Raw genomic sequence first — 13,567 nt, 5'->3', positions numbered from 1 at the left:
ACGACGATATGTCACCGTCCTGCCGCTAAAGGGAAGGGGGCGCCGCCCTCAAACGGTCGGGACGCCGTAAAGATCATGCTCGTCAGCATCTTCGATCGCGACCGCGACGATATCGCCCACCGACAGATGGCCGGCGTCGCGCAGGAATACCTCGCCGTCGATCTCGGGCGCGTCGGCCTTCGATCGTCCGGTCGCGCCACCCTCGTCATCGACCGCGTCGATGATGACGTCGAGCGTGCGACCGACCTTGGCCTGAAGCTTGTCTGCCGAAATCCGCGCGGTGAGTTCCATCAGGCGGGCGTAGCGCTCTTCCTTGATCTCTTCGGGCACATGGTTGGGCAAATCGTTGGCGGCCGCGCCCTCGACCGGCTCGAACCGGAACGCGCCGACGCGGTCGAGCTGCGCTTCTTCCAGCCAGTCCATCAGATAGGCGAAATCGTCCTCGGTCTCGCCGGGGAAGCCAACGACGAAGGTCGAGCGGATCGCGATGTCGGGCGCGATCGTGCGCCAGGTCTTGATCCGCTCGAGCACCTTGGTTTCGTTTGCCGGGCGCTTCATCAGCTTGAGCACGTTGCGGCTGGCATGCTGGAACGGAATGTCGAGATAGGGGAGGATCAGCCCCTCGGCCATCAGCGGGATGACCTGGTCGACGTGCGGGTAAGGATAGACATAGTGCAGCCGCACCCATGCGCCCAATTTGCCGAGTTCACGCGACAGGTCGGTCATGTGCGCGCGGACTTCCGCGCCGTGCCACATCCGCGGCTGGTGGCGGATGTCGACGCCGTAAGCCGACGTGTCCTGGCTGATCACGAGCAGTTCGCGCGTGCCCGCTTCGATCAGCTTTTCGGCTTCGCGCAGGATCGCGTCGGGGCGACGGCTGACGAGGTCGCCGCGCAGGCTCGGGATGATGCAGAAGGCGCAGCGGTGATTGCAGCCTTCGGAGATCTTGAGATAGCTGTAATGCCGCGGTGTGAGCTTGAGCCCGCTTTCGGGGACGAGATTGAGGAACGCGCTCGGCGGCATCGGGGCGGCGGTGTGGACCGCGCCGACGACTTCCTCATATTGATGCGCGCCGGTGACCGCGAGGATTCCGGGGAATTTGGCGCGGATCATCTCCGCTTCCTTGCCCATGCAGCCGGTGACGATGACGCGACCGTTCTCCGCAATCGCCTCGCCGATCGCTTCGAGCGATTCTTCCTTGGCGGAATCGAGGAAGCCGCACGTGTTGACCAGCACCACGTCCGCCCCCGCATAATCGGGCGACATGGCATAGCCATCGGAGCGCAGCTTGGTCAGGATCCGCTCGCTATCGACCAGATTCTTGGGACAGCCGAGCGAGACCATGCCGATCTTCGGCGGGGAGGGGAGTGTTGTTGCCATGAGAACGCGAGCACATAGGCGTGTTCCGCTGAATTTTCCAGCCAGTTGCGTCCCGATGGATTTCCCGCAACCTTATGCTTCCCCGGCGAAGGCCGGGGTCCAGTCGAGGAACAGTCGTGAGCGACGCGCAACCCGGCGTTTACATCATGGCCAATGCGCGGAACGGAACGATTTATATCGGATCGACGAACGCGCTCGCACGGCGTGCGTGGGAGCATCGCGAAGGTGTCGTTGCGGGGTTCACGAAGGAATATGGCTGCAAGCTGTTGGTCTGGTACGAGCAACACAGTTCGCTGGAATCAGCGCGCGTGCGGGAGTTTCAGATGAAATCTTGGAAACGGGCATGGAAAGTCCGGGAAATCGAAGGGCTCAACCCGGAGTGGGAAGATTTGTACGACCGGATCGCGCAGCCATGACGGACACCGCTACTGGGCCCCGGCCTGCGCCGGGGAAGGAATACGGGTTGGTCGCGCATCCGGACCGGCCGCCCAGCGCGGTGCGATCGGTCATCGTAAAAGTGCGTCGGGACGGCGACGAACTGCTTTTGACCTTCACCGTAGAAGGTCTGGAACACGTCGCGCTTCCCGAGCGGGCCGCTCCCTCGCGCAACGACGGCCTGTGGAAGACCACCTGCTGCGAGCTGTTCCTCGCGGCGGTCGGGTCGGACGCTTATTTCGAGTTCAACTATTCCCCCTCGACGCAATGGGCGGCCTATCGGTTCGACTCCTACCGGGCGGGCGGTTGCGACCTTGCGTTGTCGGTCGCGCCACATGTTGGTCGCGAGGCTGCCTTTCTGGTCCAGGTTCGCCAAAACCTGTCCGACCTCCCGCCGGGCCCGTTCAAGATGAGCCTCACCGCGGTGATCGAGGAAACCGACGGCACCAAATCCTATTGGGCGCTCGCGCATGCGCCCGGGCCGCCCGATTTCCACAACCGCGCATCGTTCATCGCAACCCTGCCCGTGCCAGCGCACCCTTGACCTGTTCTGCTTCCCCGGCGAAGGCCGGGGCCCAGGAGTGAACCGGTCGGACGCATAGCGCAGCGCGCGGCAACGACCACCTTCGCTACTGGGCCCCGGCCTTCGCCGGGGAAGCAAAACCAAGATGGTGCGGGGACTAGAACCCATGAACTTCGGTATCGATCGCCTCCTCGCCGACCCCGCCTTGCGCAAGCCGCTCGAAGGCAAGCGCATCGCGCTGCTCGCGCACCCCGCTTCGGTCACCGCCGACCTGACGCATTCGGTCGATGCGCTGATCGCGGTCGGGCTGAACGTCACCGCGATGTTCGGGCCGCAGCACGGCGTGCGCGGCGACCTGCAGGACAATATGATGGAGTCGCCCGACTTCACCGATCCTACCTACGGGATGCCGGTCTTCAGCCTGTACGGGGAAGTGCGTCGCCCGACCGCGGAATCGATGGACTTGTTCGACGTGATGCTGGTCGACCTGCAGGACCTCGGCACGCGAATTTATACCTTCATCACGACGCTGCGCTACGTGCTCGAAGCCGCCGCCGAGCATCGCAAGGCGGTGTGGGTGCTCGATCGCCCCAACCCCGTTGGCCGACCGGTCGAGGGGATGACCCTGCTCCCCGGCTGGGAAAGTTTCGTCGGCGCGGGGCCGATGCCGATGCGGCATGGGCTGACGATGGGCGAACTCGGCCACTGGTTCGTCGATCTGCTCAAGCTCGACGTCGATTATCAGGTCGTCGCGATGGAAGGCTGGCAGCCCGATGCCGCGCCCGGCTTCGGCTGGCCGACCGAGCGGACCTGGATCAATCCCAGCCCCAACGCCCCCAACGTGATGATGGCGCGGGCTTATCCGGGGACGGTAATGCTGGAAGGCACGTCCCTGTCGGAGGGGCGCGGGACAACGCGGCCGCTCGAACTGTTCGGCGCCCCCGATATCGCCGTACGCGCCGTGATCGCCGACATGCACCAGCTGGCACCCGACTGGATCGAAGGCTGCCGCCTGCGCGAGATCTGGTTCGAACCGACCTTCCACAAGCATGTCCATCATTTGTGCAACGGCGTGCAGATCCACGCCGAGGGTCCGTCCTATCGTCACGCAGCCTTCAAGCCGTGGCGGCTGCAGGCGCTGGCGTTCAAGGCAATCCGCCGGCTGTATCCAGATTATCCGTTGTGGCGCGATTTCCCCTACGAATATGCGTTCGGCAAGTTGCCGATCGACGTGATCAACGGCGGTCCTGGCTTGCGCACCTGGGTCGATAACAGCGCTGCGACCCCGCGTGATCTCGAAGCGATAACGGCGACGGACGAAGCGCATTGGGCCGAACAGCGCCAAAAATCGCTGCTATATTGATCGGTGCAATCCGGACGCCCGTAGTATTACTCCATTGGTCGTAATTGAGTAACCATTCACGGCTACGGCTGTGATTGGCGATGGTGCGATGCAGTACCATGGGTCATGCAGTAACGAGGCGATTCGCAATGGCTGGGGGGCTGTTGCGTCGCTACGGAGGGTAGATCACGTGGAATCGGACCGTCTTTTTTATCAGCGCCGGGTGACGGCAGAACGTCTCGCCGCCGCCCGCGCCATTACCGTCGAAGCGCGCGATCGTCGCCTGGTTCTGGTGCGATCTTATCTCGACAAGTTGCAGGCATTGTCGACCGACCTGACGGTCGCCTGATCTAGCGTTTACGGGTCAGTTCCCGCATCGCCGCGTCGAGTCCGGCGAGCGTGAGCGGATACATGCGGTCGGTCATCAACTCGCGGAGGATTCGCACGCTCTGCGAATAGCCCCATTGTTGTTCGGGGATCGGGTTGAGCCAGACTGCGGCCGGATAGGTCGTGGTCAGCCGCTGCATCCACACCGCGCCGGATTCCTCGTTGAAATGCTCGACCGATCCGCCGGGGTGGCTGATCTCATACGGGCTCATCGACGCGTCGCCGACGAACACGAGCTTGTAATCGTGTCCGAACTTGTGGAGCACATCCCACATCGGCGTGCGCTCGGCGAAGAGGCGGGTGTTATCCTTCCACACGCCCTCATATGGGCAATTATGGAAGTAGAAGAACTCGAGGTTCTTGAATTCGGTCGTCGCGGCCGAGAACAGTTCCTCGCACAGCTTCGCCCACGGATCCATTGACCCGCCGACGTCGAGAAACAGCAGCAGCTTGACCGCATTGCGCCGTTCTGCGCGCATCACGACGTCGAGCCAGCCCTGCCGCGCGGTGCCCGCGATCGTCGCGTCGATGTCGAGTTCGTCGGCGGCCCCTTCACGGGCGAACTTGCGCAGACGGCGGAGCGCCACCTTGATGTTGCGCGTGCCGAGTTCGCGGGTGCTGTCGAGGTTACGGAACTCGCGCTGGTCCCACACCTTCACGGCGCGCTGGTGCGTGCTCTCGCCGCCGATGCGGACGCCTTCGGGGTTGTAGCCGCTGTTGCCATAGGGGGAGGTGCCGCCGGTCCCGACCCATTTGTTGCCGCCCTGGTGGCGCTCCTTCTGCTCGTCGAGCCGTTTCTTGAGCGTCTCCATGATCTCGTCCCACGATCCGAGCGCCTTGATCGCGGCCATCTCCTCCGGGCTGAGATACTTCTCGGCAACCGCGCGCAGCCAGTCCTCGGGGATGTCGGCGGCGGGTTGGCCGAAGGTGGTGGCGATGCCCTTGAACACCTTGGCGAACACCTGGTCGAACCGGTCGAGCAGGCCCTCATCCTTCACGTACACCGCGCGGGAGAGGTAATAGAAGTCCTCGGGCGTCCGCTCGATCACCTCGGCGTCGAGCGCCTCGAGCAGCAGCAGATGCTCCTTCAGGCTTGCGGGGATCCCCGCCGTGCGGAGCTCATCGAGAAAGGTGAGAAACATGACGGCATGCTAGGACCGGCGCTTGCACGGTGTCCAGTGGGTTCCGGCGACACCGCCTGCGATGATGCGGCGGAGCCCGTTCGGGTGCTCGTATCAGTGTGCGTAGGAATCGATCAGCGCGCCGACATAGTCGGGACTGCGCCCGGTCAGTTCGGCGGCGGTCTGGACGCGCGCCCCGGGGGTCGTCCGCGTTCCGTAAATGAAGCCGTATGTCGGAAAGACCGATCCGCCGAGTCCCGAATTATCGCGGAACCACACCTTCACCTGGCTCCAGTCGTTCGACGCGGAGACGTCGGTCAAGGTGACGTCCTGTTCGGCATGGCCGCGTTCGCCGTTCATGCGTGACCAATTGGCGTGCGTGACCATCGCGACGCGTGAATCGACGACGCGGCTGATCACGGCGACATGCCCCAGCGGCAGGCGACCCGTCCGCGCGAAGACGAGCACTGCGCCCGGCTGCGGGCGTTCGCCGCGGCGGTAGCGGCCTTCGGCCTGGCTCCACCAGGTCCAGGCATCACCGAACAGCTGGATGCCGGAAGCCGCACGCGCGAACGGGACGCACTGACCGATATAGTCGAGCAACGACGATGCAGACGCCGGCACCGCCAACGCAACCGCGCTCAATCCTGCAATGATGAGTGTCGTTCTGCGCATCTCGTATCCCAACGGATGCCCCCACGGGTTCCGTAACGGCCAGTCGATAACGAAGGGTTACTCCGACCGTGGGGCGTTTGGCAATTCGACCCGTGCATGGCATGCCGCGCCGGGTCGCGGGTCAGCCCTTGTTCTGCTGCCGCTTTGCCATGAAGGCGAGGCGTTCGAACAGCATCACGTCCTGTTCGTTCTTGAGCAGCGCGCCGTGGAGCGGCGGGATCGCCTTGGTCGGATCGCGGTTCTGCAGCACGTCGAGCGGCATGTCCTCGTGGAGCAGCAGCTTCAGCCAGTCGAGCAATTCGCTCGTGCTCGGCTTCTTCTTGAGCCCCGGTACGTCGCGAACGTCGTAGAAGATGTCCATTGCGCGGTTGACCAGGATCTTCTGGATGCCGGGGAAGTGGACGTCGACGATCGCCTGCATCGTGTCGCGGTCGGGAAACTTGATATAGTGGAAGAAGCACCGCCGCAGGAAAGCGTCGGGGAGTTCCTTCTCGTTGTTCGACGTGATGATGACGATCGGCCGTTCGACCGCGCGCACCGTCTCGCGCGTTTCGTAGACATGGAACTCCATCCGATCGAGTTCCTGCAACAGATCGTTGGGGAATTCGATGTCGGCCTTGTCGATCTCGTCGATCAGCAGGACGGGGGGCTTGGGGCGCGTGAACGCCTCCCACAATTTGCCGCGACGGATGTAATTGCCGATGTCGTGGACGCGCTCGTCGCCCAATTGCCCGTCGCGCAGGCGGGCGACCGCATCATATTCGTACAGCCCTTGCTGCGCCTTGGTGGTCGACTTGATGTTCCACTCGATCAGCTCGGCATCGAGCGCCTTGGCGATCTCATAGGCGAGCACGGTCTTGCCGGTGCCCGGTTCGCCCTTGACCAGCAAAGGGCGGCGGAGCGTAACCGCAGCGTTGACCGCGACCTTGAGGTCAGCGGTGGCGACATAGCCTTGCGTGCCTTCGAAGCGCTTCATTGCGGTCGATCCCGTCCGTTTGAATTCCGGGTACGGCGATAGAGGCAAAGTCCGCTGAAGTGCAAGCCGCTACTGGCGATCGCGTGCCGCGGCGCGGGCCTCGATCAGATCGAGCAGCCCGCGATGTTGCGCGAAGGCCTGTTGCGCACCGAAGCGGATCGCGCGGAGCGCCGCCGCGGGGGTGTCGGGCGAGGCATAGGCCGCGATGACCACGGTTTCGTCGGGCAGCGCGCTGACCGCAGCGGCGATGCCGAGCCGTTCGGCTGCGGTGTCGAAAATCCGTCGAAAGGCTTTCCAGTCGATCAGCAAGGCAATCGCCGCGCCGGTGGCACATCCGGTGCGCTGTGATGTCGCGAGCATGTCGAACGCGTGGCGGATGGCCGCAAACGCGCCGTCGCTCTGCGCCTGACCCGGCGTGGAGGGCAGGGGACCGACCGCGGCGGTCAGCGCGGCGAGATACGCACGCTCGTCCGCGAACGCGGTTGCCGCAGCGACCAGCCAGGACTGGTCGGCACCGGGGATGGGACAGCGGGTGGCAGACAGGAAGAGCGCGGTAGCGCCGCCGTGCGCTGCACAGATGCAGTGGATGGCATCGGCAAGGTCGCGCGCGGACGCCCAGGCGGTCGCGTCGCTCAGGCGAACCAGGAACGGGTGGCCTGCACATCCGTCGTTTGCGGCGAGCTGAGCGATACCAAGCGCACCTTCATCCTGTGTCGGCGTGTCTGGCGATCGGGTTGGCATGGGTCCTGACAAGTCCTCGTGCCGATTCCGCGTGGGCAGTTCACGCGTGCTGCGGCACATCTGTGGAGGAACAACTAAACCAAAGATCGTAAACACTTTGTTTAAAGCGACTTGCAGGACTTGGCGTAGACCCGACGAGCCAACGCACGGCCATGAACGGTACCGAAAAGCATAAATGCCAGAGGACCCGAGAGTATATGAAATTGTCATGCGCAACAGAGACTTAAGGTGGTTCCGGCGTTGAGTTGCACCGAACAGGAACTGCGGCTGCCAAGCACGCGATCGTCGACGAAATACTTTGGTGGATCCGCTTGGCCAGAACCCGAAAGGTCATGATCTTCACAGGACCAGGCATGGGTTCGGCCAATTTGCACTTCGGGACCCCGGGGACAGCGGATCTCCGACGAGCTGCAAATCAGGGGATGGCCGCACCATCGTCCCGCCCGATCAGCGCTACCCCGTCATCATACCGAACGATCGTCCAACCGATCGTTCTGCCAGGAGGTGTGAGGGAAGACAGGCGGACCACGGCTTTCGGTCCCGCAGCCGGTCCCTCGCGTAGAACGTCCCGCACCAGCGCATAGTCGTTCGCGGCCAGAATACCCTCCAACCGCTGGCCGCTTTGAAAGAGGGTGCCGAATTGCGCGCGCGCGGTCCGGCTCGTGGCGGCGATGATGCCTGCCGCGTCCGCCGCTATCACGAGATCAGAAACCGCGTCGATCATATCGTCCGCGCCGGCCATCGAAGCCGTCCCCGATGCAACCCGTGCAAGCAGCGCATTCCAGTGATCGATCGACACAAGAACATGCCGCGGTCGGTTATGCTGCACGATCGTGACAGGCGCCTGCAAGGCGCGTTGTCCCCACACGCCAAAATGCCGGACCAATATGGAGGATGTTACGATGTCCTGACCGGCCCAGGGCTCGGCAGGATCAGCGAAGAAGGACGGCGGTGCACGCATTGCGCGGTGATCGCTGGTTCACGCCGCCGGCGCCATCGATTGCCGCCAGAATGGATGCAATTACAGAAACGGCGACGATGGCGTTTCCTCCATCGTCGCCGCTCTTGTCGTCGTCGAACAGTGCTTACTGGTCGAGGAACGACCGCATCTTGCGGCTGCGGCTCGGATGCTTGAGCTTGCGCAACGCCTTCGCCTCGATCTGGCGAATACGCTCGCGCGTCACCGAGAATTGCTGGCCGACTTCCTCGAGCGTGTGATCGGTGTTCATCCCGATCCCGAAGCGCATCCGCAACACGCGTTCCTCGCGCGGGGTGAGCGACGCCAGCACGCGCGTGACGGTTTCCTTGAGGTTCGCCTGGATCGCGGCATCCACCGGGATGATCGCGTTCTTGTCCTCGATGAAATCGCCGAGATGCGAATCCTCCTCGTCGCCGATCGGCGTTTCGAGCGAGATCGGCTCCTTGGCGATCTTCATCACCTTGCGGACCTTCTCGAGCGGCATCGACAAACGCTCGGCCATTTCCTCGGGCGTGGGCTCGCGGCCCTGCTCGTGGAGGAACTGGCGGCTGGTGCGGACCAGCTTGTTGATCGTCTCGATCATGTGGACCGGGATACGGATCGTCCGCGCCTGATCCGCGATCGAGCGGGTGATTGCCTGACGGATCCACCAGGTCGCATAGGTCGAGAACTTGTAACCGCGGCGATACTCGAACTTGTCGACCGCCTTCATCAGGCCGATGTTGCCCTCCTGGATGAGATCCAGGAACTGCAAACCACGGTTGGTGTACTTCTTGGCGATCGAGATGACGAGCCGCAGGTTCGCCTCGACCATTTCCTTCTTGGCGATACGCGCCTCGCGCTCGCCCTTCTGGACCATGTTGACGATCCGGCGGAACTCGCCGAGCGCCATGCCGGTCGCCTGGCTGATTTCGCTGATCTCGACGCGGATGCGGTCGACCGCCTCACCCTCGTTGGTGACGAACGCGGTCCACTTCTTGTCGAGCTTGGCGACGCTCGGCAGGAACTGCTCATCGAGTTCATGGCCGATGTAGCGATCGAGGAAATCCTTGCGCGGCACCTTGTGGCGCTCGGCGAGGCGCAGCATCTGGCCCCCCAGCGCGGTCAGGCGACGGTTGAAGGCATAAAGCTGGTCGACCAGATATTCGATCTTGGCGTTGTGGAACTGGACGCTCTCGACTTCCGCCGTGAGTTCCTCGCGAAGCTTGTGATACTTCTTCTCGTCCGCATTCGACAGCTCGCCGCCGCCCGCCATCGCGTCGAGACGCGCCTGCTGGACCTTGGAGAACTTCTTGTAGAGCGCGGTGATGTTGGCGAAGCGTTCGAGCGCGATCGGCTTGAGCTGCTCTTCCATCTGCGCGAGGCTGAGGGTGTTGTCCTCTTCCTCGTCGTCCGAAGCGCGCGGCGCACGGCGCTCGCCGTCCTCGTCGTCGTCGACCGACGGCTCTTCCGGCTCGGCTTCTTCCTTGAACGAGGGGCCTGCGTTCTTCTCGGAGATTTCGCCGTCGCCCTCCTCGGCTTCGGCCATCGCTTCCGGCGCGGGGTCCTTCGACAGCATCGCATCGAGATCCATGATCTCGCGTAGCTGCATCGTGCCTTCGTTGAGCGCGGTCGACCAGTCGATGATCGCGTTGAAGGTGATCGGCGATTCGCACAGACCCAGGATCATCGTATCGCGACCGGCTTCGATCCGCTTGGCGATGGCGATTTCGCCCTCACGGCTGAGCAACTCGACCGCACCCATCTCACGCAGATACATGCGGACGGGGTCGTCGGTACGGTCGACGACTTCCTTCTTCTTGACGTCGAGCGCGGGGCCCGCGTCTTCGGACGCGTCTACCGGCTCCGCATCATCGTCGTCCTCGGCCTTGGCCGGCTCGTCGCCGTCCTCGCCCTGCTCGTCATTCTCGACGATGTTGATGCCCATCTCGCTGAGCGCAGCACTGATGTCCTCGATCTGGTCAGACGACATCTCGCCCTGCGGCAGCGCTTCGTTGAGCTGCTCATAGGTGATGTACCCGCGCTTCTTGGCGCGAGCGATGACCTTCTTGATCGAAGCATCGTTCAAATCGATCAGCGGTGCGTCGCTCGACTCGGTCGTATCCGCAACGTCCGCCATATCCGTCTTCGCCATCAACTGCCCTCGGTCATAAAGCTTCTTGCGTCTTCGTTCGACTGCACCAGATTTGCAAGTCGCGCGTCGAGCGTCTGTTTTTCCTTCACCAACGCCACCTGGCGGGCAAAGGCCTCATCCGAATAGTCCGACTGCATGGCAGCGGTCGCCTCAGCCAGCGCGGCGTCGACTTCGGGTCGCGCCACCAGGATCGCGATCGCCTCATCGAGGTCCTCGCGCGCCCGAACCGGCTCGGCATCCTTCTGCGTGAACGAACACGACAATCGGTCGGGTCGCAGCAGATCATGCGCGATACTGTCAAATCCGGATGAAGCCAATATGGTGAGCAACCGGTCACTATCAAGCACATGGTCTTCGACCGCGAGATCGACGACGGCTTCGAACAACCGCCCGAGCGCGTCGTCGGCGAGTTTGAGGCTGCCAAGCACTTCCATATGCCGTGCGATTTCCGCCGGATGGCGGATCAGCCCGGCTAGCACCGCCTTGGCGAGGATCGGGTCGATCCCGCGGGTCTGTACCGCTTTGACACCATCGCCGACGGGTAGATGCGGTGCCTTATACGGTTTGCCGGGCTTGCCACGCTGGAACGGCTGGAACGGCGCGCGGGGTTCGAACGCCTTTCGCTGCGGGCGGAACGCCTCGTCGAAGCGGGTGCGGAACTCAGCCTGATATTCGTGCGCGACGTTGCTGTCGGCGATCGTCTTGGCGAGATCGGCGAGCCGCGCCTTGAGGCCGGCCTTCTGCTCGGGCGTGTCGAGCGGTTCGGCGGCGAGTTCGCTTTTCCACAGCCGGTCGACCAGCGGTTCGGTCTGCTGGAGCAACGCCTCGAACGCGCCCGGGCCGTGCGCGCGGACGAGATCGTCGGGATCCTGGCCAGCGGGCAGGGTGACGAAGGCAAGACTCCGACCCGGCTGAAGCAACGGCAGCGCGCGGTGCGCGGCACGCAAAGCCGCCTTCTGCCCCGCGCTGTCGCCGTCGAAGCACAGGATCGGGACTTCGCACAACCGCCACAGCCGCTCGAGCTGCGGCTCGGTCAGCGCGGTGCCGAGCGGGGCGACCGCCTCGCCGAACCCCGCCTGCGCCAGCGCGATCACGTCCATATAGCCCTCGACCACCAGCACGCGCCCCGTCTTGCGCGAGGCGGGCGCGGCACGATCGAGATTGTAAAGCGTACGGCCCTTGTCGAACAAAGGGGTTTCGGGGGAATTGAGATATTTGGGCTCGCCGTCCCCGATGATCCGCCCGCCGAACGCAATCGTGCGCCCGCGCGGATCGCGGATCGGGATCATCAAGCGCCCGCGGAAGCGATCGTACGGGACCTTGTCGTCGACCTTGATCAGCAACCCGGCCTCGATCAGCAGCGGGTCGCCATAGTCCTTGAGCGCGGTCTTGAGGCCGCCGCGCGAATCGGGGGAGAAGCCGAGCCCGAAGGTGCGCGCGGTCTCGGGCTTGATCCCGCGCTTGGCGAGCACCCCGCGTGCGGTCGCGCCGGCGAGGCCGTCGAGCTGCTCGGTGAACCAGGTTGCGGCGTCGCTACACGCTTCGTGCAGGCCCTTGGCGGCTTCCGCTTTCTCCGCCGCGCGCGGGTCCATCGCTGGAAGCTCCATCCCGGCAGTCTGGGCGAGTTCCTTGACCGCGTCCATGAACGGCAACCCGCGCTGCTCGGTCATCCAGCGGATCGCGTCGCCGTGCGCCGAACAGCCGAAGCAATGGTAGAAGCCCTTGTCGTCGTTGACGTAGAAGCTCGGGGTCTTCTCGTTATGGAACGGGCAGCACGCACGCCACTCGCGCCCCGCCTTCTGGAGCTTGGTGGTCTTGCCGATCAGACCGGACAGGAGCGTGCGGCTGCGGAGTTCGTCGAGGAATTGGGGGGATAGGGTCATAAGTCTGCGTCCACCCCTCCCGCCTGAGGGAGGGGGTAGGGGGTGGGCGCAACCTTACCCCCCTCCCGCTCGCGGGAGGGGTTGGGGGAGGGCATGTCCGCCAACGTTCGTTCGATTGTGTTCACAACGCCTTCGATATTCTGCATGACTTCGTTGTTCCAGAAACGCAGGACACGGTAGCCGTGCCGTTCCAGGAGCTGCGTCCGCGTGTCATCTGCGACGGCATTGGCGTCATGCTGTCCGCCATCGACCTCGATGATAAGCTTCGCGCCGCGGGATACAAAGTCGCAAATGAAGGGACCGATTGGCACCTGTCGGTTGAACCGGATGCCGGCGACGCGGCGGGCGCCCAGATACGACCAAAGCTTTCGCTCGGCATCCGTTGCGTTGGCGCGCAACTCTCGGGCGAGTTTGGTCGGTCTGGCGTATCCGTTGTCCAACAAGCCCTCCCCCAACCCCTCCCGCAAGCGGGAGGGGGGTTATGTTGCGTGGTTCAAATGCGTTCGTCCATTACGCCAACGCAGCCTTCACCGCAGCGCTCGCTTTGCTCATGTCGATCTCGCTCGCATGGCGCGCCTTTAGCTCCGCCATCACGCGGCCCATGTCCTTCATGCCCGTAGCCCCAAGCTCGGACTTGATCGCCTCGATCGCCGCCGCGGTCTGCGCTTCGTCCAGTTGTGCGGGCAGGAACTGCTCGATCACCGCGATTTCCGCGCTCTCGGCATCCGCCAGTTCCTGGCGTCCGCCCTTGACGTACATCTCGATCGACTCGCGGCGCTGCTTGATCATCTTCTGCAACACCTCGACCACGAGCACATTGTCATCGTCGGGTGCCTTGCCTTCGCGCGATTGCGGGGCGCGTGCCTCGATGTCGCGGTTCTTGATCGACGACTGCACCAGCCGGAGGGTTGCGGTGCCCGCCTTGTCGCCGCCCTTCATCGCGGTGATCAATGCAGCCTTGATGTCGTCTCGAATCATGTGTCGTCCTTTT

General features: G+C 63.7%; 14 protein-coding genes. 4 read left to right on the top strand and 10 right to left on the bottom strand.

Going from position 1 to position 13,567, the window contains the following annotated elements:
• Positions 1–48 precede the first annotated feature (48 nt).
• Positions 49–1,380: a 30S ribosomal protein S12 methylthiotransferase RimO gene (gene rimO, locus ABIC17_RS10440; RefSeq protein WP_354281590.1), complete on the bottom strand. Its 1,332-nt coding sequence runs from the start codon at positions 1,378–1,380 to the stop codon at positions 49–51.
• Positions 1,381–1,526: 146 nt separating this feature from the next.
• On the opposite strand from rimO, the gene ABIC17_RS10435 reads away from it, so the two are divergent.
• The 4 genes from ABIC17_RS10435 (at position 1,527) to ABIC17_RS10420 (ending at position 4,029) form a co-directional block, all read left to right on the top strand.
• Positions 1,527–1,796 carry a GIY-YIG nuclease family protein gene (locus ABIC17_RS10435; RefSeq protein ID WP_354281677.1) on the top strand — a complete coding sequence of 90 codons (270 nt, stop codon included), beginning with the start codon at positions 1,527–1,529 and terminating at the stop codon, positions 1,794–1,796.
• A complete protein-coding gene (locus tag ABIC17_RS10430; RefSeq protein ID WP_354281588.1) occupies positions 1,793–2,359 on the top strand; it encodes a DOMON-like domain-containing protein in 567 nt (188 codons plus the stop codon). Before ABIC17_RS10435 ends, ABIC17_RS10430 begins: the two co-directional genes overlap by 4 nt.
• 145 nt (positions 2,360–2,504) lie before the next feature.
• Positions 2,505–3,701: an exo-beta-N-acetylmuramidase NamZ family protein gene (locus ABIC17_RS10425; protein WP_354281586.1), complete on the top strand. Its 1,197-nt coding sequence runs from the start codon at positions 2,505–2,507 to the stop codon at positions 3,699–3,701.
• A gap of 169 nt (positions 3,702–3,870) precedes the next feature.
• Positions 3,871–4,029 carry a hypothetical protein gene (locus ABIC17_RS10420; protein WP_354281584.1) on the top strand — a complete coding sequence of 53 codons (159 nt, stop codon included), beginning with the start codon at positions 3,871–3,873 and terminating at the stop codon, positions 4,027–4,029.
• 1 nt (position 4,030) lies between these two features.
• Here the strand turns inward: ABIC17_RS10420 and ABIC17_RS10415 are convergent, their stop codons facing one another.
• The 9 genes from ABIC17_RS10415 to ABIC17_RS10375 form a co-directional block, all read right to left on the bottom strand.
• Complete coding sequence (locus ABIC17_RS10415; RefSeq protein ID WP_354281582.1) at positions 4,031–5,209, bottom strand: vWA domain-containing protein; 1,179 nt, start codon at positions 5,207–5,209, stop codon at positions 4,031–4,033.
• Positions 5,210–5,302: 93 nt separating this feature from the next.
• Positions 5,303–5,863, bottom strand: coding sequence for a CHAP domain-containing protein (locus tag ABIC17_RS10410; RefSeq protein ID WP_354281580.1), 561 nt, complete (start codon positions 5,861–5,863; stop codon positions 5,303–5,305).
• Between the two features lie 121 nt (positions 5,864–5,984).
• A complete protein-coding gene (locus tag ABIC17_RS10405; RefSeq protein ID WP_354281578.1) occupies positions 5,985–6,839 on the bottom strand; it encodes an AAA family ATPase in 855 nt (284 codons plus the stop codon).
• Positions 6,840–6,908: 69 nt separating this feature from the next.
• A complete protein-coding gene (locus tag ABIC17_RS10400; protein WP_354281576.1) occupies positions 6,909–7,580 on the bottom strand; it encodes a DUF6975 family protein in 672 nt (223 codons plus the stop codon).
• 415 nt (positions 7,581–7,995) lie between these two features.
• Positions 7,996–8,322: a hypothetical protein gene (locus tag ABIC17_RS10395; protein WP_354281574.1), complete on the bottom strand. Its 327-nt coding sequence runs from the start codon at positions 8,320–8,322 to the stop codon at positions 7,996–7,998.
• 343 nt (positions 8,323–8,665) lie between these two features.
• A complete protein-coding gene (rpoD, locus tag ABIC17_RS10390; RefSeq protein ID WP_354281572.1) occupies positions 8,666–10,693 on the bottom strand; it encodes an RNA polymerase sigma factor RpoD in 2,028 nt (675 codons plus the stop codon).
• Positions 10,693–12,576 (bottom strand): DNA primase, encoded by a 1,884-nt coding sequence (gene dnaG, locus ABIC17_RS10385; RefSeq protein WP_354281570.1) that lies wholly within the window; start codon positions 12,574–12,576, stop codon positions 10,693–10,695. Before dnaG ends, rpoD begins: the two co-directional genes overlap by 1 nt.
• Positions 12,573–13,016, bottom strand: coding sequence for an endonuclease domain-containing protein (locus tag ABIC17_RS10380; protein WP_354281568.1), 444 nt, complete (start codon positions 13,014–13,016; stop codon positions 12,573–12,575). Before ABIC17_RS10380 ends, dnaG begins: the two co-directional genes overlap by 4 nt.
• Positions 13,017–13,086: 70 nt before the next feature.
• The gene (locus ABIC17_RS10375) at positions 13,087–13,554 is read right to left on the bottom strand and encodes a GatB/YqeY domain-containing protein (protein ID WP_354281566.1); all 468 of its coding nucleotides are present in this window, start codon (positions 13,552–13,554) and stop codon (positions 13,087–13,089) included.
• Positions 13,555–13,567 lie beyond the last annotated feature (13 nt).

Source organism: Sphingomonas sp. PvP056, from assembly GCF_040549155.1.
GTDB lineage: Bacteria > Pseudomonadota > Alphaproteobacteria > Sphingomonadales > Sphingomonadaceae > Sphingomonas.
Note: the sequence above shows the minus strand (reverse complement) of the source record. Positions and strands in the feature narration are given on the sequence as shown.